At 68.3% G+C, this 23639-nt stretch carries 21 protein-coding genes; 13 read left to right on the forward strand and 8 right to left on the reverse strand.

Translation table 11 applies throughout. The annotated features are described in order from the left end of the window. Positions 1-25: 25 nt before the first annotated feature. A complete protein-coding gene (locus tag J2S53_RS00890; protein WP_165400580.1) occupies positions 26-727 on the reverse strand; it encodes an IclR family transcriptional regulator in 702 nt (233 codons plus the stop codon). A gap of 87 nt (positions 728-814) precedes the next feature. Here J2S53_RS00890 and leuC point away from each other — a divergent pair, with 87 nt between their 5' ends. From leuC to J2S53_RS00905, 3 genes are all read left to right on the forward strand, one after another. Next, complete coding sequence (leuC, locus tag J2S53_RS00895) at positions 815-2215, forward strand: 3-isopropylmalate dehydratase large subunit (RefSeq protein ID WP_092981233.1); 1401 nt, start codon at positions 815-817, stop codon at positions 2213-2215. 100 nt (positions 2216-2315) lie between these two features. After that, positions 2316-2918, forward strand: coding sequence for a 3-isopropylmalate dehydratase small subunit (gene leuD, locus J2S53_RS00900; RefSeq protein WP_092981234.1), 603 nt, complete (start codon positions 2316-2318; stop codon positions 2916-2918). A 454-nt stretch (positions 2919-3372) separates the two neighbouring features. Then, positions 3373-4431 carry an HU family DNA-binding protein gene (locus J2S53_RS00905; protein WP_456239338.1) on the forward strand — a complete coding sequence of 353 codons (1059 nt, stop codon included), beginning with the start codon at positions 3373-3375 and terminating at the stop codon, positions 4429-4431. Positions 4432-4449: 18 nt separating this feature from the next. On the opposite strand, the gene J2S53_RS00910 is transcribed toward J2S53_RS00905, so the two are convergent. From J2S53_RS00910 to cofC, 3 genes are all read right to left on the reverse strand, one after another. Further along, positions 4450-5391, reverse strand: a complete 942-nt coding sequence (locus J2S53_RS00910) for an NUDIX hydrolase (RefSeq protein ID WP_456242663.1) — start codon at positions 5389-5391, stop codon at positions 4450-4452. A gap of 102 nt (positions 5392-5493) precedes the next feature. Continuing rightward, positions 5494-7758 carry an RNA degradosome polyphosphate kinase gene (locus J2S53_RS00915; protein WP_456239339.1) on the reverse strand — a complete coding sequence of 755 codons (2265 nt, stop codon included), beginning with the start codon at positions 7756-7758 and terminating at the stop codon, positions 5494-5496. 109 nt (positions 7759-7867) lie between these two features. Then, a complete protein-coding gene (gene cofC, locus J2S53_RS00920) occupies positions 7868-8539 on the reverse strand; it encodes a 2-phospho-L-lactate guanylyltransferase (RefSeq protein ID WP_456239340.1) in 672 nt (223 codons plus the stop codon). 102 nt (positions 8540-8641) lie between these two features. Here cofC and J2S53_RS00925 point away from each other — a divergent pair, with 102 nt between their 5' ends. From J2S53_RS00925 to J2S53_RS00940, 4 genes are all read left to right on the forward strand, one after another. After that, positions 8642-9421 carry a lysophospholipid acyltransferase family protein gene (locus tag J2S53_RS00925; RefSeq protein ID WP_456239341.1) on the forward strand — a complete coding sequence of 260 codons (780 nt, stop codon included), beginning with the start codon at positions 8642-8644 and terminating at the stop codon, positions 9419-9421. Further along, positions 9414-10451, forward strand: a complete 1038-nt coding sequence (locus tag J2S53_RS00930) for an NAD(P)H-dependent glycerol-3-phosphate dehydrogenase (protein ID WP_456239342.1) — start codon at positions 9414-9416, stop codon at positions 10449-10451. The genes J2S53_RS00925 and J2S53_RS00930 overlap by 8 nt, the downstream gene beginning before the upstream one ends. Before the next feature lie 32 nt (positions 10452-10483). Further along, entirely contained in the window at positions 10484-11587 is a 1104-nt protein-coding gene (locus tag J2S53_RS00935) for a cystathionine gamma-lyase (protein WP_456239343.1), read from the forward strand. Between the two features lie 325 nt (positions 11588-11912). Then, complete coding sequence (locus tag J2S53_RS00940) at positions 11913-12359, forward strand: cysteine dioxygenase (protein ID WP_092981245.1); 447 nt, start codon at positions 11913-11915, stop codon at positions 12357-12359. Here the strand turns inward: J2S53_RS00940 and J2S53_RS00945 are convergent, their stop codons facing one another. Next, positions 12360-12803 carry a GNAT family N-acetyltransferase gene (locus tag J2S53_RS00945; protein ID WP_456239344.1) on the reverse strand — a complete coding sequence of 148 codons (444 nt, stop codon included), beginning with the start codon at positions 12801-12803 and terminating at the stop codon, positions 12360-12362. Between the two features lie 96 nt (positions 12804-12899). Here J2S53_RS00945 and pdxR point away from each other — a divergent pair, with 96 nt between their 5' ends. Continuing rightward, positions 12900-14312 carry a MocR-like pyridoxine biosynthesis transcription factor PdxR gene (gene pdxR, locus J2S53_RS00950; protein WP_456239345.1) on the forward strand — a complete coding sequence of 471 codons (1413 nt, stop codon included), beginning with the start codon at positions 12900-12902 and terminating at the stop codon, positions 14310-14312. 47 nt (positions 14313-14359) lie between these two features. After that, positions 14360-15451, forward strand: coding sequence for a D-alanine--D-alanine ligase family protein (locus J2S53_RS00955; RefSeq protein WP_456239346.1), 1092 nt, complete (start codon positions 14360-14362; stop codon positions 15449-15451). A 111-nt stretch (positions 15452-15562) separates the two neighbouring features. On the opposite strand, the gene J2S53_RS00960 is transcribed toward J2S53_RS00955, so the two are convergent. Both J2S53_RS00960 and J2S53_RS00965 read right to left on the reverse strand, forming a co-directional pair. Further along, a complete protein-coding gene (locus tag J2S53_RS00960; RefSeq protein ID WP_456239347.1) occupies positions 15563-16147 on the reverse strand; it encodes a DUF3515 domain-containing protein in 585 nt (194 codons plus the stop codon). Between the two features lie 165 nt (positions 16148-16312). Continuing rightward, entirely contained in the window at positions 16313-16546 is a 234-nt protein-coding gene (locus tag J2S53_RS00965) for an Lrp/AsnC ligand binding domain-containing protein (RefSeq protein WP_092928989.1), read from the reverse strand. Positions 16547-16734: 188 nt separating this feature from the next. Between J2S53_RS00965 and J2S53_RS00970 the strand changes: the two genes are divergently transcribed. Beyond that, positions 16735-17703 (forward strand): thiamine-phosphate kinase, encoded by a 969-nt coding sequence (locus J2S53_RS00970; protein ID WP_217643644.1) that lies wholly within the window; start codon positions 16735-16737, stop codon positions 17701-17703. Positions 17704-17822: 119 nt separating this feature from the next. Further along, complete coding sequence (locus J2S53_RS00975) at positions 17823-18500, forward strand: uracil-DNA glycosylase (protein WP_092928991.1); 678 nt, start codon at positions 17823-17825, stop codon at positions 18498-18500. 213 nt (positions 18501-18713) lie between these two features. On the opposite strand, the gene rpmB is transcribed toward J2S53_RS00975, so the two are convergent. Next, entirely contained in the window at positions 18714-18905 is a 192-nt protein-coding gene (gene rpmB / locus J2S53_RS00980) for a 50S ribosomal protein L28 (protein WP_092632132.1), read from the reverse strand. Between the two features lie 540 nt (positions 18906-19445). On the opposite strand from rpmB, the gene J2S53_RS00985 reads away from it, so the two are divergent. Both J2S53_RS00985 and recG read left to right on the forward strand, forming a co-directional pair. Then, a complete protein-coding gene (locus tag J2S53_RS00985; RefSeq protein ID WP_456239348.1) occupies positions 19446-21188 on the forward strand; it encodes a DAK2 domain-containing protein in 1743 nt (580 codons plus the stop codon). Positions 21189-21369: 181 nt separating this feature from the next. Then, a complete protein-coding gene (gene recG, locus J2S53_RS00990; protein ID WP_456239349.1) occupies positions 21370-23622 on the forward strand; it encodes an ATP-dependent DNA helicase RecG in 2253 nt (750 codons plus the stop codon). Positions 23623-23639 lie beyond the last annotated feature (17 nt).

Raw genomic sequence — 23639 nt, forward strand, 5'->3', positions numbered from 1 at the left:
CCCTCGTCCACGTGTTCGCCCGGTGTCAGAGTCTGTTCTGCAGCCCGTCGGCAGCCGCGAGCAGATCGGCGGCCCAACGACTTCCGGGACGGCGTCCCATCCGATCGATCGGTCCGGATACCGAGATGGCGGCCACCACGGTGCCCGCCGAGTCCCGCACCGGCGCCGAGACGCTGGCCACTCCGGATTCCCGCTCGGCGACGCTCTGCGCCCATCCCCGGCGGCGCACCTCCATCAGAGTGCGTTCCCCGAAGACGGCCTCTGCCAGCACGGCTCGCTGGGTGGCGGGATCGGACCACGCGGCCAGCACCTTGGCGCCGGATCCGGCCGTCATCGGCAGCGCGGTGTTGACCGGGACCGTGTCACGCAGTCCGCTGGGCGGTTCCGCGGTGGCCACGCAGGTACGTTGCATCCCGTCGCGGCGATAGAGCTGCACGCTCTCGCCGGTGATGTCGCGAAGTTTGGGCAGCACCGCGGCCGCCGCCTCCAGCAGAGGATCCACCGCGCCACCCGCCAGCTCTCCCAGCGCCGGACCGGAACGCCAGCGTCCGTCCGAGCCGCGTCGCAGCATCCGGTGCGTTTCCAAGCCGACCGCGAGTCTGTGTGCCGTTGCTCTGGGCAATCCCGTACGCTCGCACAGCTCCGCCAGCCCGCACGGATCCTCGGCGGCGGCCTGTAGCACGGCCACCGCTTTGTCCAGAACTCCGATACCGCTATGCTCTCCCACGGGGCGATACTAACGTCTCGTTATCTGGGAAGTCCACAACGTGGGAGCCGTACCACTCGGATCCCACGACTTCGATGGGGAGGAGCGATGGGTAGCACGCTCGCCGAGAAGGTTTGGAACGAGCATCTGGTACGTCGCGGTGAGGGCGATGAACCGGATCTGCTCTACATCGACCTCCATCTCGTGCATGAGGTGACCAGTCCGCAGGCTTTCGAGGGTCTGCGGCTGGCCGACCGTGCCGTACGCCGTCCGGATCTGACGCTGGCGACAGAGGACCACAACGTGCCCACCGAGGGCGTGGAGTTGCCGATCGCCGATCCGGTTTCGCGCACACAGGTCGAGACACTGCGCAAGAACTGTGCCGACTTCGGGGTGCGGCTCCACCCGATGGGCGACGCCGAGCAGGGGATCGTCCACGTGGTCGGACCGCAGTTGGGGCTGACCCAGCCCGGAACCACCGTGGTGTGCGGCGACAGCCACACCTCGACCCACGGTGCCTTCGGCGCGCTCGCGTTCGGCATCGGTACTTCCGAGGTCGAGCACGTACTGGCCACGCAGACACTGCCGCTGCGCCCCTTCCGCACTATGGCGATCAACATCGAGGGGACGTTGCGTCCGGGAGTCACGAGCAAGGACGTCATCCTCGCCGTCATCTCCAAGATCGGAACCGGTGGTGGTCAGGGCTACGTGCTGGAGTACCGCGGTTCGGCGGTGGAGTCCATGACGATGGAAGCACGCATGACCATGTGCAACATGTCCATCGAAGCCGGCGCCAGGGCCGGCATGATCGCCCCCGACGAGACCACCTTCGAGTACCTCAGGGGACGTTCGCACGCGCCCGCCGGAGCGGACTGGGACGCCGCCGTGGAGCACTGGAAATCGTTGCGCACGGACTCCGACGCGGTCTACGACGCCGAGGTGACGATCGACGCGGACTCACTCACGCCGTTCGTGACATGGGGAACCAATCCCGGGCAGGGACTGCCGCTCGGGGAGCGGGTTCCCGATCCGGAGTCGATCGCCGACGAGGAGAGCAGGGCCGCCACCGAGAAGGCGCTGGAGTACATGGGGCTGCGCGCCGGTACTCCGCTCCGCGATGTCGCGGTGGACACCGTGTTCCTCGGCTCCTGCACCAACGGGCGGATCGAGGACCTGCGCAGCGCCGCGGGGGTACTACGCGATCGCAGGGTCGCCGACGACGTGCGGATGCTGGTCGTTCCGGGGTCCATGCGAGTACGCGAGCAGGCCGAGGAGGAGGGGCTGCACGAGGTGTTCGAGGCGGCGGGTGCCGAATGGCGCCAGGCGGGGTGCTCGATGTGCTTGGGGATGAACCCCGATCAGCTCACCCCCGGGGAACGCTCGGCCTCGACCTCCAACCGCAACTTCGAAGGCAGACAGGGCAAGGGCGGGCGCACTCATCTGGTCTCGCCCGTCGTCGCGGCGGCGACGGCGGTGCGCGGCACGCTCTCCTCGCCGGAGGACCTGTAACCGAGCCGCGTCGCGACACCGGTGCGCTCGGCCCGGCAGGTTCGCGGAAGCCCGGACCAGTCGGGAAGCCACCCAACCAACCCGAGATACGGAGTACCTCATGGAGCCGTTCACCACGCACACCGGCATCGGAGTGCCACTTCGGCGGTCCAACGTAGACACCGACCAGATCATCCCCGCCGTCTACCTCAAGCGTGTGGCGCGAACAGGTTTCGAGGACGCCCTGTTCGCGGCCTGGCGTGCCGACGAGGACTTCATCCTCAACGCCGAACCGTTCAACCGGGGGAGCGTGCTGGTGGCCGGCCCCGATTTCGGGACCGGTTCTTCCAGGGAACACGCCGTCTGGGCGCTGAAGGACTACGGTTTCCGGGTCGTCATCTCCTCCCGGTTCGCCGACATCTTCCGAGGTAACGCGGGGAAGCAGGGGCTTCTCGCCGCGCGGTGCGAGCAGTCCGATGTGGAACTGCTCTGGAAGCTGCTCGAGTCCGAGCCCGGAACCGAGGTCACGGTGGATCTCGAGGCCCGCACCGTGAGCGCCAAGGAACTCACCATCGGTTTCGAGGTCGACGAGTACACGCGCTGGCGACTGCTGGAGGGCTTCGACGACATCGGCCTGACGATGCGTTCGGAGGACAGCATCGACGCCTTCGAACGAACCAGGCCGGGCTTTCTGCCCAACACGCAGCCCGCTCCCACCGTTTGAGGTTGTCCGTTCGAGTTCCGTCGTAACTCGGCCGTTCGGTTCCGGGCGACGGGCGGACTCGTCCCCGAGGACGCGGTTCGGACGCACCGCGAGGCCACGAGGCACATCCGGGAATCGGTGCTCGATGCGCCCGGGCCCGCGGGGCGCCGCCCCGGCGCATTCCCCGCCTCGTGTTCCCGCATCGTTCCCTCCCGGGACTCACCGCTACGCGGTACGGAAGCACGCTCGATGTCGGTTCACCGCGGCCGGGAGCGGGTTGTGGTTTCCGTCCGTCGTTCCCCCACGGAAAACCGGGCTACAAAGCCCTGCCGGGGCCACATCGGTTTTCTCCGGCTGCCAATGGCGCGCCACCACGCGAAAAGCGGGCGTGGCGAATGGCATCCACTCCCGCGGAGATTTACCGTGGCCCCTGAGTCGGCCCGGACGGGCCGTAGTTGTCCTGGGAGGGACTGACGTGAACAAGGCGCAACTAATCGAGGCATTGGCCGAACGCCTCGGTGACAAACAAACCGCGAGTCAGGCAGTGGACAACGTCGTGGATCTCATCGTCCGCAACGTCAACAAAGGCGAGAAGGTGAATATCACCGGTTTCGGCGTTTTCGAGAAACGAGCTCGTGCCGCCCGCACCGCCCGCAATCCGCGTACCGGTGAGGCGGTGAAGGTCCGCAAGACCAACGTGCCCGCTTTCCGGGCCGGTACACAGTTCAAGGAAGTAGTGGGCGGCCAACGAAAACTTCCCCGCGCGGCGGCGGCCAAGACCGGTACGGCGAGTCGTAGCACCACCACGAGCACTTCCGGTGCCAGCCGTACCGGAACTACGACCCGTGCCGGTAGGACGGGATCCCGCACCACCGCTGCCACCACGAGTGGGACGAGCAGCCGTACCTCCACGGCGAAGACGGGCACCGCCAAGACGGGAACGGCCGCCAAGACGGGAACGGCCGCCAAGACCGGAACGGCGACGAAGGCGGGCACCGCCAAGTCGGGGAGCACGAAGTCGACGGGTACCGCCAGGACGACGAGCTCCAAGTCCACCACCGCTCGTTCGACGACGGCCAAGAGTGGTGCCACGGGTGGAACCCGCGCGAAAACGGCGACGAGCCGGACGAGCGCTGCCACCGCCACCAGGGCCAGTACCGCGAAGGCCAGTACCGCGAAGGCCGGCACCGCGAAGACGGGAACGGCGGCCAAGAGCGGGACGGCGGCCAAGTCGGGCACTGCCAAGAGCGGGACGGCGGCGAAGGCGAGCACTGCCAAGAGCGGGACGGCGGCGAAGGCGAGCACGACCAAGGCGGGCGCGGCGAAGGCGGGCACCGCCAAGTCGGGCACTACGAAATCTTCGACCGGGACCGGCTCGGCGAAGTCCACCGGCACCGCCAAGTCGGGGAGCACGAAGTCGACGGGTACCGCCAGGACGACGAGCTCCAAGTCCGGCACCGGCAGGACTCAACAGGCCAAGGCCTCCACGACATCGACCAAGAAGTCCACTTCCGGACGTAACAGCAGGAAGTGACGCCGGTGGCCGTACCCTTCACGCGTTTTCCGGCGTTGGAGCGGGGAAGTAGTCGGCGGCTGCCAACAGCGGTGCCGGACGCGACCCGTCGCCGGAATGCCCGTCGCCGGAATGCGTCGTGGTGAGGAAGGAGAGAACCCAGACACTGGCCTTACGGCTGTTGACCTCACCGAGCGGCAGCCCGTCCGAGCGAGCCAGTGAGCCCACAAGATCTGGAATGACACCGCCCTGGCTGCACACCACCGCGGTTCCCGGCTCGGCGGCGATGCGCAGCAGTCGTCGCCTCCCGGCTTCCGGATCGGCTCGATACGCCTCCTCGGAAAGTGCGGGCTCGGATTCGATGTTCGTCCGTAGACTCCCGGCGACGGAACCCACCGTCTGCTCGCAGCGCAGCCTCGGCGCGGAGTGGACACGTTCGGGGCCGAACAGCGACAGCAGGCTGTGCAGCTGATTCCGTTGCCGCCATCCTGCTTCGCTGAGCGGCCGCAGGTTGTCGTCACCGTGGAATTCCGTGCGCTTGCCCGCCTCGGCGTGCCGTACCAGCAGTACGGTGCTCATCGTGGTGGGCAGGCTCAGGAACGAGTCCACCACGTGGTGGTCGTCCGCGTAGGTCAACCACTCGTGAGCCCGTGCGGCGGGAACCCAACGCAGTTCGTCGACCTCCTCGTTGGCGACGAACTCCCCGGGAAGCGCACGCGCGGCGAAGTAGTCCACGGACTTGGCGACACGGCCGTCCCGCCCGTGGGGAACCTCGTAGCAGATCCTGCGTAGGTGACGGGACAGTACGCAGTTCACCCCCGTCTCCTCGGTGACCTCCCGCGCGGCTGCTTGCGGGATAGTCTCACCGGGGTCGAGCTTGCCCTTGGGAAGCGACCAGTCCCCGTAGCGCGGGCGGTGCACCACGGCGATCTCCGTGTCCTCGGTCGAACCCTGCCGCCACAGCACCGCCCCGGCAGCCATTACCGTGGGCCGTTGACCGGCGGGATCGCCGTGAATCGTCGCGGATTTCGACGTCGCGGGTGAATCGATCTCGGAAGCGGGTTCGGTGTCGGACATCTCGGCTCATACCTTAGCGCCGTGCAGGCGCAGCATCTCCGTCTGGTGGTCCCGCACCTGTTGGTCCTGTCGCGGTGATGCTTCCCAATCACCCTTCGAGTTGAGCACCCAGCAACGCGTCTGCGGGTGAAGTGCCGAATCCAGTAGCGAGTCCAGTTCCGAGGTCAGCCTGGGATCGGTCACCTGCACCTGCGCCTCGATCCGCCGATCCAGATTCCGGTGCATCATGTCGGCACTTCCGATCCAGTGCTCGTCCGCGCCTTGGAAATGAAACACCCTGGAATGCTCCAGGAACCTGCCGAGAATCGAGCGGACCTCGATGTTCTCGCTCAGTCCGTCGACTCCCGCCTGCAAGGCACAAATACCGCGTACCACGATCCGAACGGGAACTCCGGCGAGCGATGCCCGGTAGAGGGCATCGATGATCTGTTCGTCGACCAGCGAATTGACCTTCATCCGGATACCTGCCGGTTTTCCCGTTCGCGCCAGTGCTATTTCACCCTCGATTCGTTCGACTATCCCGGTTCGGATGCCCTGAGGTGAGACCAGAATCCTGCGATAAGTGTCGTGCCGCGCGTATCCGGTGAGCACGTTGAACAGATCCGTCAGATCCGCGCCGATGTCGTCGTCGGCGGTGAGCAGGCCCAGATCCTCATATGTTCGAGCGGTTTTCGGATTGTAGTTGCCGGTTCCCAGGTGGCAGTAACGCCGCAGCGTCGCCCCCTCCTGACGCACCACGAGTGCCGTTTTGCAGTGGGTTTTCAACCCCACCAGGCCGTAGACCACGTGCACCCCGGAGCGTTCCAGGGCACGTGCCCACTGGATGTTGGCCTGCTCGTCGAACCGTGCCTTGAGCTCGACCAGCGCCACCACCTGCTTGCCCGCCTCGGCCGCGTCGATCAGCGAGTTGACGATCGGCGAGTCACCCGAGGTCCGGTACAACGTCTGTTTGATCGCGAGCACCTGCGGGTCCACGGCCGCCTGCTCTATGAAGCGCTGCACCGACGTGGAGAACGCGTGGTAGGGATGGTGTAACAGCACGTCCCCCTCGCGTAACGTCGCGAAGATGCTCTTGGACGTGTTGCCCTCCGCGAAGGCCGGATGAGTGGCGGGTACGACCGGCGACCCCTTCAGGTCCGGGCGTTGTAGTTTGCCCAGCTGGAACATGCAGGACAGATCCAGCAGGCCACGCACCTCCACGACGTCGTGCGGGTCCACGTCAAGCTCGCGCAACAGCAGGTCGAGCATTGTCCGGCTCATCGTGTCGGCTATCTCCAGCCGTACGGGCGGGCCGAACCGCCTGCGAGCCAGCTCACGCTCCATTGCCTGCAGCAGGTCCTCGTCGCGGTCCTCCTCGACCTCCAGGTCCGCGTTGCGGGTCACGCGAAAAATGTGGTGCTCGGTGACCTCCATGCCGGGGAAGAGTTTGTCCAGATGCGCGGCTATGAGCTCTTCGAGCGGGATGAACGTGCTCTGCAGCTGGTCTCGCTCGTCCTCCACCCGGATCAGTCGCGCCACGTTGTCGGGCACCTTGACCCTGGCGAACCGCTTGATCCCTGCCTCGGTGTCGGTGACCATCACCGCGAGGTTCAGCGACAGCCCGGAGATGTAGGGGAACGGGTGCGCCGGGTCGACGGCGAGCGGGGTCAGTACCGGGAAGACGTGGTCCTCGAAGTAGCGCGTCAGGTTCTCCCGGTCCCGTTTCTCGAGCCGCGCCCAGCTCAGGATGCGGATACCGTTGGCCTCCAGCTCCGGCAGCAGCTCGTCGAGGAAGACGCGGTCGAGCCGTTCCACCAGATCCTGGTTCCGTGCCGAGATGCGGGTCAGCTGTTCGTGCGGCGATAGGCCGTCGGCGCTGCGTACCGAGAGCCCCGTTTCCTCGCGCCGTTTCAGCCCCGCCACGCGCACCATGTAGAACTCGTCCAGGTTCGAGGCGAAGATGCCCAGGAACTTCACCCGTTCCAGCGGCGGTTGGGACCGGTCCTCGGCCACGGCCAGTACCCGGGCGTTGAAATCCAACCAGGACAGCTCGCGGTTGAGGTACCGATTCTCCGGCAGGTCCGTGCTGGCCACGGCCCTGGTGACGGCGGGAGGAGCAGCCGGTACGCGCGCGCCGTCCGATTCGCCGCCACGCGTGACCGTTTCGTCCGGCGCCGTTTCGGCCTCGGGCGTGATGGCTTCGGGCGCGTTCCGAGCCACCTTCTCGGGAACCGTCTCGTGGCTGTTCCCTCGCATCGATTCGGAAAGCCGATCGTCGCCGTCCGTACTCACACCACTATTGTCACGCATGAGGTGGGGGCTCCGCTCATCCGATCGGATGGTGACGGAGGTTACACAACCCGGCCGGGGGGTCACCCGGACGGCAGTGGTTTCGGTGGTGCTACATCACTCCCGAACAGCCGATTTCGGGACGGTTTGGTTTCGATTCGTTTACCCGCGGCAGTTTCCGGGTGTGGGCGCCGAGCCCCAGCTCCTCCGCCGCACGCAGGTCGGTTTCGGTGTCCACGTCGCAGCGCAGCGAGGCCCACGAGCCGAGGAGCGCCTTCGCGCCGCTCTCGCGGTGAGCCGCTGCCGAGTCCGTGCCGAAGGCGGGGCGTAGCTCTTCGCCGACGGACGCGAGCAACAGCGTGGTCCCGGTGCCCTGGCGGTCCGCGCAGTAGGAGCGTTCCGAGTCCGCCTCCGCGATCGCACTGTCCAGCTCGGTGCCGCGCAACGCGGGGAGGTCGGCCTGCAGCGCGCCGATCCGGATCTTCGTGCCCCGCTCGTCGAGGAGGTGATCACCGTGTCGCAGCGCCGCGTTGAGCCCGGCCCGCGGTGAATCGGGCAGTACCTCGATCCCGAGCTCCCGGAACCGGTGCGTCAGCGCCGGGTCCGAGGTGACCACGAGCACTTCCCGTACTCGTTCGGCCGTTGCCGCCGCCAGGACGGTGTCCATCGCGAGTGCGGTCACGAGCTCGGCGTGCTCCTCGGGAAGGGTTCGCTCGGTACGCAACCGGGTCTTGGCCAGGTGCAGTGGTTTGATCGGTACGAGCAGTTGGACTCCCACGGTCACCCCGCCATTCTGCGCCTCGCGGGGAGGGTTCCAGCGACCGGTCAATCGGCGGTGCCCACCCCAACGGGTATGTTGGCAGCCGCTCAAACGGAAGGAGTTGGCGTGGCCGAGCCGAGGAGTTTGCGACGTTCCCGCGGCGCCACCAAAGAGCGTGGAAACGGTGTGGTCGGCAGAATCTGGTTGGCGATCGCCATCGTCGTGTTCTATCCGCTCAAGGCTTTGCTGGCGCGGACCAGGCTGATCGGGTTGGAGCACGTCCCCGCGCGGGGCGGCGCGCTGTTGGTGCTCAACCACATCTCACATCTGGATCCGATCTACGACGCGGTGTCGGTGCATCGGGCGGGCAGGCTTCCCCGCTTCCTGGCCAAGCACACGCTCTGGAACTATCCGGTGCTGCGCGGTGTGCTGCGTGGCGTCGAGCAGATTCCGGTGTATCGCGGCAGTGTGAACGCCCAGCAGAGCCTTCGGGACGCGCACCGGGCTCTGGAACAGGGCAAGGTGGTGCTGATCTACCCCGACGGCACCATCACCAAGGACCCCGAGGGCTGGCCCATGACCCCCAAGGTGGGAGTGGCCCGGCTCGCCCTGGAGCACGAGGTCCCGGTGATTCCGGTGGCGAGATGGGGCACCAGGGAAATCCTCGACGGGTACCACAAACGTTTTCGCCCCTTCCCGCGCAAGCGGGTCACGATGCGGTTCGGCGCCCCCGTGGACCTCTCCGAGTACCGCGAGCGGGAAGCCGACACCAGGGTGTTGCGTGAGGTCACCGAGCTGCTCATGCGTCGGGTGCGCGATCAGCTGGCCGAGATCAGGGAGGAACCCGCACCGTCCTCGTTCTACTCCGGTTCGAGGCGTGCGGAGCGGAACGACGACCATGTCTGAGACCGCGGTTCCCGGGCCGGAGGGCGGTGCCTTGCGGCGCGTGGCAGTGCTGGGGGCCGGTTCCTGGGGAACCGCGTTCGCCAAGGTGCTCGCCGACGCGGGCACCGAGGTGCGGTTGTGGGCCCGCAGGAGCCACGTGGCCGAGGCGATCGAGCGTGACCGCGTCAACACCGAGTACCTCCCGCGCACCCCGCTTCCCGACGGGCTGCGTGCCACCGACGACGCCGCGGTGGCGCTGCACGGGGCCGACGCGGTGGTGCTCGCGGTTCCGAGTCAGACCCTGCGGGAGAACCTGACCGGATGGCAACCCCTCCTCCCGTCGGGGGTCACGCTGGTCAGTCTGGCCAAGGGGGTCGAGTTGAGCACCCTGAAACGGATGAGCCAGGTGATAGCCGAGGTGGCCGATGTGCCCGCCGCTCGGGTGGCCGTCGTTTCCGGGCCCAACCTCGCCAAGGAGATCGCCGACGAGCAGCCCACCGCCACAGTGGTCGCCTGTCCGGACCACGAGCGCGCCGTCGCGCTGCAGCGCGCCTGTTCGACGGGGTACTTCCGGCCCTACACCAACACCGATATCGTCGGTGTGGAGGTGGCCGGTGCCTGCAAGAACGTGATCGCGCTCGCCTGCGGGGTGGCCTCCGGCCTGGGGTACGGCTCCAACACCATGTCCACTCTCATCACCAGGGGCATCGCCGAGACGACCCGGTTGGGAACAGCGCTGGGCGCCGAGCCCATGACCTTCGCCGGGCTGGCCGGAATGGGCGATCTGGTGGCCACCTGTGTGTCGCCGCTGTCCCGCAACCGCACGTTCGGGGAGCGGCTGGGGCGCGGTGATTCCGTCGCCGAGGCGCAGCGTGCCGCGCACGGGCAGGTCGCGGAGGGCGTCAAGTCCTGCCGGTCGCTGTGCGAACTCGCTGCCGCCAACGGCGTGGAGATGCCGATAGCCGAAGTGGTCCACCGGGTGTGCCACGAAGGGTTGGACCCGGTACCCGCCGCGGCCGAGCTGCTGGGACGGGACCGCAAACCGGAATAGCGATCGAGACGTCGCACAGGAAGGAGAACCCGTTGTACGGGGACGGGACGCGCTGCGTACACGGTGGAGAGACCGAACCGGCCGCCGGGGAGTCGTTCATGCCCGGTCCGGTGTTCGCGGCCCCGTACCACCTGGGTGGCTCCGATCGCCTCGGTGACACCGATTTCTACGGTCGGGGTGGGAATCCCACCTGGCGGGCGCTGGAAACCGCCGTCGGGGATCTCGACGGCGGAACGTGCCTGCTGCTGCCCTCCGGGATGGCGGCCATCGGCACTCTGCTGCGGGCCGTGCTGCACGCCGGTGACGTGCTGGTGCTGCCCACCGACGGCTACTACGCCACCAGGGAGTTCGTGCGGACCGAACTCGCCGAGCTGCATCTGCGGGTCAGGGAGGTTCCGACCGCGGGCCCCTTCCCGGACGACGTTTTCGACGACGCCCGTCTGGTGTTGCTGGAGACTCCCTCCAATCCCGGTCTCGACGTCTGCGACATCGCGGCACTTGCCGAGCGTGCCCACGCCGCCGGCGCGCTGCTGGCCGTGGACAACACGACCGCCACGCCGCTGGGCCAGCGACCGCTGGAACTCGGCGCCGACGCGGTGGTCGCCAGTGACACGAAGGCCCTGTGCGGGCACAGCGACCTGTTGCTCGGCCACGTCAGTGTGCGTGACGAGGAACTCGCGCGACGCCTCGGCCGGGTACGCACCCTCTCCGGTGCGATCCCGGCACCGTTCGAGACCTGGCTGGCGCATCGCAGCATGGCGACGCTCGACCTGCGTCTCGCCCGGCAGGCCGAGAACGCGGCGGCGCTCGCCGAGGCGTTGTCCGGGCACGCGGACGTCAAGGGAGTTCGCTGGCCCGGCATGCCGAGCGATCCCGCGCACGAAGTGGCGAGTCGGCAGATGCGCCGTTGGGGCGGTGTGCTGCGCTTCGAACTGCGGGACGCCGAGGCGGTGGAACGGTTCGTCAACCGCAGTCACCTCGTTTCCGGAGCGACCAGTTTCGGTGGGGTGCACAGCACCGTGGACCGGCGTGCCCAGTGGGGCGATCCCGTTCCGGACGGTTTCGTGCGGTTCTCGGCCGGTTGTGAGGATCCCGCCGATCTCGTGGCCGACGTCCTCGCCGCACTGCGGCGGTAGTGGCGCCCTGTTCCGGTTCGCGCGGCGAGAGCTCTCGCCGCGACGTGAGTCGGTGTCGCACGACAGTGTGAGATCTTGCGAGTCCCCGGGGATTTCCTTGCCGTAGCGTCTCGTTCCTGGTTGACTGGTCGTCGTGTTTTTGCGCGCTACGAAGGCGAACCCGACGGCGGTCCGGCGTCCGGCCGGTCAGTACCGCCATGTCGAGCTGCGCCTGGTAGCGAGCGCGCTGTGTCCTTCGCGGTGAGTTTCCCCGTGATCACGGATCGTTGATCCGCCGATCCCGCTTTCCGCTCTTCTCCCGTACTATCGCGAAGGACCCTCCGCTGTGTTCGCTGTTCCACCGAATACTGTTCTCCACGCGCCCGAACGTACCCGGCCGCATCCGGCTCTGATAGCCCGCGATGTCGCGACCGATCGCCGCGGTTGGGCACACCTGGTGCGTTACGACCGGGAACAACGTTGGTCCGCGCTGCTGCGGCGCACCGACGACCACGAGGTCTGGATCCTGAGCTGGTTGCCCGGCCAGCACACCGAGCTGCACGATCACGGAGGTGCCGACGGTGCCTTCACCGTGGTCTCCGGTGTGCTGACCGAACGCGCCGTGCGCTCCGACTCCGGGCACCACCAGGCCGAGGCGCTGCACACGCTCGTCGCGGGCCAGTCCCGGGTCTTCGGCCCCAACTACGCCCATCAGGTGCACAACGAGGGGCCGGACCCCGCGATCAGCATTCACGTGTACCGACCCGGCAGGGCGCTCAACCCGACCGGTTGATCAGGACTCCGCGTTCGCGGTCGAGAGCTTTCGGACGAAGTGCGTGGAAGGGGCGGTGAACCCGCTGCTCGCGTACAACCGGTGCGCGGCGTGACGCCCGTTTCCCGAATCGAGGTGGATCTCGCCCACCCCCGACGCCGCCGCCTCACGCGCGATCCAGCGCAGCAGTTCGCTCGCGTACCCGTTTCCCCTGGCTCGCGGCAGCGTGCACAGATCGTCGATGTACAGGTAGCTGCCCCAGGCCAGGCATTCACCGGAGCGGAATCCCGCCGCTGCCACCGCCCGCTGTTGCGAGTCGAGAGCCGCGATCAGTCGATACCCGTGCTGCCGCTGCCTGCCCACCGCGGCCAGGAAGTCGGCCATCGTGCTCAACCGAGGGCGTAGTTCCCGGAGTACCGGGTACGCCGTGCTCGTCTCCGCCTGGTCGAGTTCTCTGATCAGCAACGCAGCACCTTTCCCGCATCAGTGCCCTGTGGGCCGCATCCGCAGCTTCTCCCGAGCGGTGGCATCATTGAAGTGCCAATCGAGGAGTGTTCGAAAATGCCACCCAGGGTTTCCGCGTCCGGAGCGCCACCGCTGGAACTGGCAGTGGAGCTGGACCGCACCAGCGCCCGGCCGTTGGCGGTTCAGCTGGCCGAGGGACTGCGTGGGGCCGCGACGAGGGGCCAGCTACGACGTGGTGATCGGCTGCCGTCCACCCGCGCACTCGCCCGGCATCTCGACGTCAGCCGTACGGTCACGGCGGCCGCTTACGAACAGCTCCACGCGGAGGGCTGGATCGCGGGCAGGCACGGCTCCGGCACCTACGTCACCGCCGCTCCGCCGGGAGTCGACGGGGTGGCGCAGGCCGGAACGGTCGTCGAGAGCGACGCGGACGCGACGCGGGGAGTGCTGCTGGCACCGGGAGCGCCGTGGTCACAGGGGATAGACCGAGCCGCTTGGCGGCGCGCCTGGCGTGCGGCCGGGGACAAGGCACCGTCCACCATGCCCTATCGGGCCGGCGTGCCGGAGTACCGCGCGGTCATCGTCGAGCACCTGTTGCGCCACCGCGGTCTGGTGGTCGAAGGTCCGGCCGAGAACTCGGTACTGGCAACGGCCGGAACCACCGCCGCGCTCGCCGAACTGGCCGCCGCCGTGCTGCCCTCCGGTGCGACCGTGGCGATGGAGGAACCCGGATATCAGCGAGCGGTGGGTGCGCTGCGTGCCGGCGGCATCGAGGTGCTTCCCGTTCCCGTGGACCACTCCGGTCTGCTGGTCGAGCGGATTCCCGAGCACGTCGACGCCGTCTACTGCTCACCCGCGCACCAGTACCCGCTGGGTGGCAGAATGCCCGCCCAGCGGCGAACCGCGCTGATCGAACGGGCACGCACGGCGAACTGGTTGATCGTCGAGGACGACTACGACGGCGAATTGCGCTACGACGTGGCTCCGCTGCCCGTGCTGGCGGCCCTGGCACCGGACGTGGTCGTGCATCTGGGGACCACCAGCAAGATCCTCACTCCCACGCTCGGTGTCGGCTGGTTGTTGGCTCCCGAATGGGTGACCACCGCGGTGCTGGAGTACCGCGAACGCACCGGCACCCGTCCCGCACCGGCGGGGCAGTGGTTGCTCACCGAGTTCGCCGCGAACGGGGATCTGGGCAGGCATCTGCGGCGGTTGCGTCGCGAGCTCTCCGGACGCAGGGAGCTGGTCGTCGACGCCTTCGAAGGGGCGGGTGTCGAACTGTTCGGTGATCGTGCCGGGGCACACGTCGTGGTTCCGCTGTCGGACGGTGACACCGAACGTCGCATCATGGCCTCCCTCCGCCGGCGGGGAGTGCTCGCCGACGGTCTGCGCAGGCACCATCAGGCCGAGCAGCAGTGGTACGGACTGGCCCTCGGCTACGCCGTGTGCGGCGGACGGGAACTGCGTGAGACCTTGCCGATCCTGGTCTCGGAGATCGTCGGCGGTTGATCCGCCGCTTACGGTGCGGCCCCCGTACGCGAGGTATGGTGCTGCGTATGGCTGAACGCAAGATCCGGGTGGCGGTTGTTTTCGGCGGACGCAGTACCGAGCACGGTATTTCCTGCCTGTCCGCGGGTAGTGTGCTGGCTCATCTGGATCGGCGGCGTTTCGAGGTCGTTCCCGTGGGAATCACCCGTGCCGGCTCCTGGGTGCTCGGCCCGGACGACGAGGAGCAGCTACGACTCAAGGACCGGGTCGAACCGGAGATCGTCGACGGCGAGGCGTTGACCCTGCCCGCGGATCCCAGCAGCCGCGAGCTGGTCTCGCTGGAGTCGGACACTGTGGGGCAGGCGCTGTCCGGCGTGGATGTGGTGCTGCCGATGCTGCACGGTGCTTTCGGTGAGGACGGCACCATCCAGGGGCTGCTGGAGATGGCCGGCATTCCGTACGCCGGGCCAGGCGTGCTCGCCAGTGCGGCAGCCATGGACAAGGAGTTCGCCAAGAAGCTCCTCGCCGCCGAGGGGCTGGAGGTCGGCACCTACGAGGTGCTGCGTCGCGACGAGACCACATTGGACGAAGCTCGCAGGAGCAGGCTGGGCCTGCCCGTGTTCGTCAAACCGGCCCGTGCCGGGTCCTCGGTGGGGATCACCAAGGTCACCGATCACGCCGAGCTCGACGCCGCCATCGCCGAGGCGCGGCGTGTCGATCCCAAGGTGATCGTCGAGTCCGCGCTGTTCGGGCGCGAGATCGAGTGCGGTGTTCTGGAGTTCCCGGACGGAGAGGTGACCGCTTCGGCGCCCGCCGAACTGCGCGTCGACAGCGATTCCGGCTGGTACGACTACGATTCGAAGTATCTCGACGACGACACCGAGTTCGACGTGCCGGCCAAGCTTTCCGACGAGGAGACGGAACGGTTGCGCACGGCCGCGGTCGGCGCTTTCCGCGCCCTGGACTGCCAGGGGCTGGCCCGGGTCGACTTCTTCCTGACCGAGGAAGGTCGGCCGGTGGTCAACGAGGTGAACACCATGCCGGGATTCACCCCGATCTCGCTGTACCCGCGCATGTGGGCGCACGCGGGTGTCGACTATTCGAGCCTGCTGAGCACCCTGCTGGACACCGCTGTGGCCCGCGGCACCGGTCTGCGGTGACCCGTCCTGACCACCTACCCGATGTCGGACCTCCCGGAGCGAGAGCCCGCGGGAGGTTCCGCCGAGCGAGCGGCTCGACAACCCGATCGGAAAACCTCGATGAGGCGGGAATCAGTCGAACACGTCCCGCTTGGGCAGGTGCTCGTCGAGGATCCGTGACACGTCCTGGATCGGGCCGATACCGGTGTCGTTCGGTCCGGTGACCGCGACGTAGACCGGCCGGTCGACCGCCAGCCAGGTGGTGGTTTCACCGCTGCTGATCGGCAGCCAGCTCACTCCGGAGATCACCACCAGCTTCGAGGTGGGTTTCAGCTCGGCCGGGGCGGTCAGCCCGCACCGTAGGCTGATCGGGTCGTGCTCGGCGTCACCCCATGCCACCGTGCCCGCCGGTTTCGGGGTCGCCAGTTCACGCCGGGGCACCCCGGAACCGTCGACGCGCAGCTTGTCGGGCAGCGCGTCCAGCACCGTCGCGCAGTCCGCCGAGTTCGCCTCCGGAGCCTTCACCGGGGGCAACGCCAGTGGTCCGCTGCGGTCGGCCGTCGTATTCGCGGCGGCTCCCTCGTCGGGCCGGGCGTGCTGCCCGGTCCCGCCGCTCAGGACTCCCAACGTGGCAACGCCCGCCGCCAGCAGTACACCGAGCGACAACGCGATGATCAGTACGACCCGGGGTAGCCCGGATCCGGATTGTTCCCGCACGTCACCCACTACAGCACGAGCGACGCGGGCGATGCGGACCGGTGCCGTTCCGCCGCGGGGAACGGGGGGCTCCGCCGGGCGAGTCACGACCGCGAGCGGGCCGAAACGCTCCCACCCGGTGCGAAGCCGGGAGCTCGGACAGGCACCGTCCGGTGGACGGATGCTCTACAGGTGCACGACCGGACAGGTCAGCGTGCGGGTTATTCCCGCCACGTTCTGAATGTTGGCCACCACCATCTTGCCGAGTTTGTCCACGTTCTCGGCCTCGGCGCGCACGATGACGTCGTACGGCCCCGTCACGTCCTCGGCGCTGATGATCCCGGTGTTCCCGGATATCTCGGACGCCACCGCTGCGGCTTTGCCTACCTCGGTCTGAATGAGGATGTATGCCTGGACCACGGGTGTGTGCCCCTTCGTCTCGTCGAAAGCGTTCGAGGTGGAAACTGGGAGCTGTTTACGACTTGGTCGAGCGGGCAGGTGCCCCGGCGGCCGGCCAGGCCGGTGCTGTCCCGATGAGCGGATCCAGTCCCCGAACGGGCAAGTTACCGCATCGAGTCGCGTGGACGCGCAACGAAAGGAAGATCCAGTTGACTCCCGAGGAGAGACCGGACACACGGACCGTCTCACAGGTGGGTGAGTTCGGTCTCATCCGGAGAGTGACCGAGCACCGTAACCAGCCGAGCAGCACCCTCCTCGGTCCCGGTGACGATGCCGCCGTGCTCACCGCTCCGGACGGCAGGGTCGTGGCCACCACCGACGTGCTGGTGCAGGACGTGCACTTCCGGCTGGACTGGTCCGGTCCCCGGCACGTGGGCCGCAAGGCCGTGGCCGTGAACCTCTCCGACATCGCGGCGATGGGGGCCGTGCCGACCGGCCTGCTGGTGGGACTCGGGTGCTCCGGGGAAGTGACCGCGGAGTTCGTCGACGAACTGGCCGCGGGCATGTGGGAAGAGGCGCGGCGTGCCGGTACCGCCCTGATAGGCGGCGACATGGTCACCTCGAACCAACTGACCGTCTCGGTGACCGCGCTGGGTGACCTGCGGGGCGGAAAACCGGTGACCAGGGAGGGCGCGCGACAGGGCGATGTCGTGGCGTTGGCCGGTGGCCTGGGGTGGTCGGCGGCGGGGTTGGCGGTGCTGGCTCGTGGATTCCGCTCACCGCTGTCGGTGGTCGGTGCTCACCGGGTTCCCCAACCGCCCTACGAGGCCGGGCCCGCCGCGGCGGTGGCCGGTGCCACTTCGATGATCGACATCTCGGACGGGTTGCTCGCGGACATGGCGCACGTCGCGGATGCCTCCGGGGTCTCGGTGGACATCCGCACCGACCAGCTCGAAGTGCCACAGCGACTGCTGGAGGTGGCCTCGGCGCTCGGGGCCGATCCCGGCGACTGGGTGCTCAACGGCGGTGAGGACCAGGCGTTGGTGGCGACTTTCCCCGGCGATCGCGAGCTGCCCGACGGGTGGCGCCCCATCGGTCGTGTCCGACAGGGCCGAGGTGTCACCGTGGACGGTGTCGAGCACACCGAACGGGCCGGGTGGCAGCACTGGCGGCATTGAACTGGCGGCATCGAACAGCTCGGCCGGGGGCTCGGTCGGTTCTCATACCCGATCCCGTGACGTGGCGGGCACCCAGGGGGGCGGTGTTGATGATCAAAAGGTCGCTAGGGTCATGGCCCGTGACCAGGAGCCCGTTGAACGAGATTGTGGAACCAGGCTGGGCCGAGGCGCTCGCGCCGGTGTCCGACCGGATAGCCGCCATGGGCGATTTCCTGCGCTCGGAAGTCGCCGCCGGACGCGAGTACCTGCCGGCCGGGGAGAACGTGCTGCGCGCCTTCCAACAGCCGTTTCGGGATGTGCGAGTGCTCATCGTGGGGCAGGATCCCTACCCGACGCCGGGGCATCCCGTCGGCTTGAGCTTCTCGGTCGCTCCGGACGTCGACCCCGTGCCACGCAGCCTGGCCAACATCTTTCGTGAGTACTGTGACGATCTCGGCCATCCGCACCCCTCCAACGGTGATCTCACGCCGTGGACCGAGCGGGGCGTGCTGCTGCTCAACCGCGCGTTGACCGTGCAGCCGGGCAAGTCGGCCTCGCATCGCGGCAAGGGGTGGGAAGAAGTCACCGATCAGGCCATCAAGGCGCTGGCGCAGCGTTCCGAACCACTGGTGGCGATTCTGTGGGGACGTGACGCCCGGAGCCTGCGTACGTTGATGCCCGGCGTCGGGTGTGTCGAGTCGCCGCATCCGAGCCCGATGTCAGCTGATCGGGGATTCTTCGGATCACGGCCCTTCAGCCGCGCGAACGAGATGTTGCGGGAACTGGGGGCGGAACCGATCGACTGGAAACTTCCGTGACCGCGACGCTTCGTTCCGATCCGTGAGTGGGTCCCGACCCGTGCGCGGGATCCGAACCACGAGTGGGCGTCGGGGAGGTGAGCCTCGACGAGGGGATGAGGACGTACCGTCCCGCTGTGTGCTCACCCGGCGCCCACCGGCTGAAAAACGCTCGGCCGGTTGTACCGACCGAGCGTTCTCGACGAGTGATCGAGACGACGTCTCGCCGTCGTCTCAGCCGCGCACGACCTTACCCGCCTTCAGGCAGGAAGTGCACACGTTCATCCGCTTGCGCTGCGTCGGGCTGACCTTGGCGCGCACGGTCTGAATGTTCGGGTTCCACCTGCGCTTGGTACGCCGGTGAGAGTGCGAGACCGCCATACCGAAACCCGGTCCCTTGTTGCAGACGTCGCAGACGGCAGCCACGTCAGACACCCCTTACTTCGCTCGAATCTCCGTCCCCGCGTCGTCACCCGACACGGGTCATGCTCGTGCGGTGACAGCGCTGTTGGGCAACGCGGCTACCCCCGCGCCGGTGAAGGCTGTCCACCCAGGGGTGACTGCGCGCCCGTACACCGCCGTTCGAGTAACGTGCGAAATCGTGCACGTTCCCCGAGCCGTCGCCTCGCGGCGCGGCATTGGCCCCGCTCCGCTGTGGTGCGAGGTCTTCCCGTGGCGATACCCGATGCCAGCGTGACTGGCCTTACCTGGGTTTCCAGTTACCTGGGTTTCCAGCGGGCTGTCACGACGCAACTCGCCGCCGATTCAGGTCCTCCGGCGAACCGGCTCGGTTCTCACCGATCCTTGCCGAGTTCCATCGCGAGGGAGTCTAGCAACAGGTGTCGACCCGATCGGACACGGCGGGATGCCCATCGTTCGGAGACCCGCCGCCGGTGCCGGACCGCGCCCCCGTGGGGCGCCCGCGCTCCTCGCGGTCCTGCGTCACCGACGTGGTGGGTACTCACCATGCCGTCGCTCACCCACATCACGGTCGCGGCGACTATTCTCAGCGGCAACCGGGACGAGTGTGGTCCACGCATTGGAGGAATGGTGCTGCAGGCGTTGGACGGCCCCGCCGTACGGCGTTGGGCCGAGTTGGCAGTGCTCGCGCTGACCGCGAACCGCGCGGCCATCGACCACATCAACGTCTATCCCGTCGCCGACAACGACACCGGCACCAATCTGCTGCAGACGATGCGTGCGGCCGCGGAATCGGCGGCGAACACCGCGGCCGAGGAGCGACCCGACCGGGTGCTGGCAGCGCTGGCGGACGGTGCGTTGCACAGCGCCCGCGGCAATTCCGGGCTGTTGCTCTCGCAGGTGCTGCGCGGCATCGCCCAACAGGCCGAGGGGCGAGCCCCGGTGGGGGCGGATCTGTTCCGGGAAGCGTTACGGCGTGGTCTCCAACTGGCAGGGCAGTCGGTGGCCCGACCGGTGGAGGGAACCCTGCTGACCGTGCTGCGCGCGGCCGTCGACGCCTGCTGGGAAGCGGCCGACGAACTTCCCGAGGTGGTCGGAGCCGCGACCAGGGCCTCGATCGACGCGTTGCGACTCACCCGCACGCAACTTCCGGTGCTGAACTCGGCGGGCGTGGTCGATGCCGGGGGGCGTGGACTGGTCATCCTGCTCGACTCGCTGTACGCGGTGGTATGCGACGCACAACGACTCGCGGCGGACAGCCCAGCCGTGCTGGACTCCGACCCGGCCGCTGCGGATACGCCCCGGCACGACTCGGACTACGAGTACGAAGTCATGTACCTGCTCTCCGACGCACCCGCCTCCGTCGCCGCCGACCTGCGAAGTCGCCTCGCGGAGCTCGGTGACTGCGTGTCGGTGGCCGACACGGGAGAAGCCCTTCCGGACCCGACAACACCCGCCACCTGGGCGGTACACGTGCACTGCGACGACATCGGTGCGGCGATCGAGTCGGGCATCGAACTCGGCAGGGTTCACGGCATCCGCGTCACCAGGTTCGCCGACCAGGTCGGAAACGCCGCGCGCGGTGGTTCGGGCCAGCGCGCTCACGCCGCGAGCGGCGACCTCTCGGAGGGACGTGTCGTACTCGCGGTCACGCGCGGCGGGCAGCTGGAAAGCCTCTTCCGCGCGGAAGGCGCGTTGACGCTGCGCATCGACGAGCAGGAGGTGCCGGAGACGCGAGAGCTCCTGGAGGCGATCCTCGACACCGGTTACGGGGACGTTCTGCTGCTGCCCAACGAGGAGTCGTTGGCACGTCCGGCCGAGGACGCGGCACAGGCCGCGTTGCGGGCGGGAATCGAAGTCGTGGTGGTCCCCACGGCGTCACCGGTGCAGGGGCTGGCCGCGCTCGCGGTGCACGATCCGAACCGCAGGACCGCCGACGACACCGTCGCGCTGGCGGAGGCTGCCGCGGCGACGCGCCGCGGTGAGTTGAGCGTCGCGGCGGGGGAGGCACTGACCTGGGTCGGCTACTGCCGCAGTGGCGACCTGCTGGGAATGCTGGACGGCGAGGTCGTGCTCATCGGTGACGACAGGCCGCGGGCGGCCTGTCTGCTGCTGGACCGGATGCTCGCCTCGGGGGGAGAACTGGTCACCGCGCTGATTCCGGACCACGCTCCGACCGCGCTGCCCGAGGTGCTGGCCGAGCACCTGCGCGGAACCCATCCCGAGGTCGAGCTGATCTGCTACCCCTGCGGGGAGTCGACCACCGAACTGATGCTGGGAGTGGAGTGAACGTTGTGCCTGGCGCCGGCCCCGAACCCAGGGGTGGGAGACCGTTGTCGGCCGCCTCGGATAATTTGATCGTTGAACACCGATACGAGCCCTCGGGCATCCCTTCATGGGCCGAAGCGGCTCGGTCTGCCTACGATGTCGAAAGCACGGCTCAGTGCGCCGTGGCACTACTGGTGAAGCGATGACCGGGTGGGACACCAACCTCGACCGGGTGTTGGGCGGCAAGACCGCCAAAGCCCTCAACAGCTCGTTCGGCATGTCCACAGTGGGCGACCTGCTGCGGCACTATCCCCGCCGTTACGCGGAGCGTGGTGAGCTCACGGCTATCGGCGGGCTCGAGATCGGGGAGCACGCCACCGTGCTCGCCAGGGTCGAGCGGGTCGGCAAGCGCAAGATGCGGTCACGTCGCGGCACGATCCTGCAGGCCCGCATCACCGACGGCTCGCGCTCCATGTCCTGCACGTTCTTCAACCAGGCATGGCGCGAGCGCGAACTCCTCCCCGGCAGGACGGGGATGTTCGCGGGCAAGGTCACGGCCTACCGCAACGAGCTGCAACTCGCCCATCCCGAGTACCAGTTGTTCACCGAGGAGGAGGAAGCCGACGCGCATGACGCCGCGCGTGATTTCGCGGCCGCCCTGATCCCGGTGTATCCCGCCGCGCAGGGACTGCCCTCCTGGTCGTTGGCGCGTTGTGTGGCCCAGGTGCTCGACGGTTGGCAGGGCGTCGAGGATCCGTTGCCGGAGTCGTTGCGCGAGCGCGTCGGGCTGCTCGGGTTGAATCAGGCGTTGCACTGGATTCACCGGCCGGACGGGACGAACCAGGTCGACGAGGCACGACACCGGCTGAAGTGGGACGAAGCGCTGGGTGTGCAGCTGTCGCTGGCCAGGTCGCGGCTGCGGCAGGACGAGCGCCCCGCTCCGGCCTGCCCGCCGATCGACGGGGGTGTGCGAGCGGACTTCGACCGGCGTCTGCCGTTCGCGTTGACCGAGGGGCAGGTCGAGGTCGGCGAACAGCTCGCCGCGGATCTGTCCGAACGGCATCCGATGAATCGTCTGGTGCAGGGCGAGGTCGGTTCGGGCAAGACCGTGGTGGCGCTGCGTGCGATGCTGCAGGTGGTCGACTCCGGCAGGCAGGCCGCGATGCTGGCACCGACCGAGGTTCTCGCGGCGCAGCACGCCCGGTCACTCCGGGAACTGCTGGGAGAACTGGCCAGGGCGGGTGAGTTCGACTCCCCGGAGCACGCCACCAGGGTGACCCTGCTGACCGGCTCGTTGTCCGCCGCGCAGCGGAAGCAGGCGTTGCTGGACGCGGCTTCCGGCGCGGCGGGGATCGTGGTCGGCACCCACGCGTTGATCCAGGACCAGGTCTCGTTCGCCGACCTCGGACTGGTGGTGGTCGACGAGCAGCATCGGTTCGGTGTCGAGCAGCGGGACGCGCTGCGGGGCCGTGCCGCCGAACAGGCCTGTCCGCACCTGCTGGTGATGACCGCGACACCGATTCCGCGTACGGTCGCGATGACCGTTTTCGGGGACCTGCGCACTTCCGCGCTGCGTGAGCTGCCCCGAGGTCGGTCCCCGATCAGCACCACCGTGGTTCCGGCCGCGGAGAAACCGGCCTGGCTCGATCGGGTGTGGCAGCGTGTCACCGAGGAGGTGACCGCCGGGCGGCAGGTCTACGTGGTCTGTCCCCGAGTGGGGGACGGGACCGTCGTCGACTCCGAGGGAAGTTCCCGGAGCGGGGGCGAGTCCGCCGACGGGGAGGTAGTGCCGGAAGCCGTGGACGATCCGCCGGGCGGAGCGGAAGGTAACGGTTCGCGGCGTTCTCCGCTCGCCGTGGTCGAACTCGCCGAGCGACTGCGCCAGGGCCCGTTGCGGGATCTCCGTCTGGGAGTGCTGCACGGCAGGCTCGCCGCGGACGACAAGGACGCGGTGATGCGCCGGTTCGCCGCCGGTGAGCTCGATGTGCTCGTGGCGACCACCGTGATCGAGGTCGGTGTCGACGTGCCGAACGCGTCCACGATGGTGATCATGGACGCGGACCGGTTCGGGATGAGTCAGCTCCACCAGTTGCGCGGCCGGGTGGGGCGGGGAAGCGCCCCCGGATTGTGCCTGCTGGTCACCGAGGCGGTCCCCCAGACACCCGCCCGCGGCCGACTGGACGCCGTCGCCTCGACCACCGACGGCTTCGAGCTCGCCAGGCTCGATCTGCTGCAACGTCGGGAGGGTGACGTGCTCGGCGAGGCGCAGTCCGGCACGAAGTCCGCGCTGCGGATGCTGTCGCTGGTGCACGACGAGGAGGTCATCGCCGAGGCGGGCGGCGAGGCGGAGGCAGTCGTACGGCAGGACCCCGAACTGCGTGCCCACCCGGGACTGGCCGGGATGATCACCGAACTCCTCGCCGAGGAGCGTGCCGAGTTCCTGGAGAAGTCCTAGTAGGACTCCGTCGACCC

Source organism: Actinopolyspora lacussalsi, from assembly GCA_030803735.1.
GTDB lineage: Bacteria > Actinomycetota > Actinomycetes > Mycobacteriales > Pseudonocardiaceae > Actinopolyspora > Actinopolyspora lacussalsi.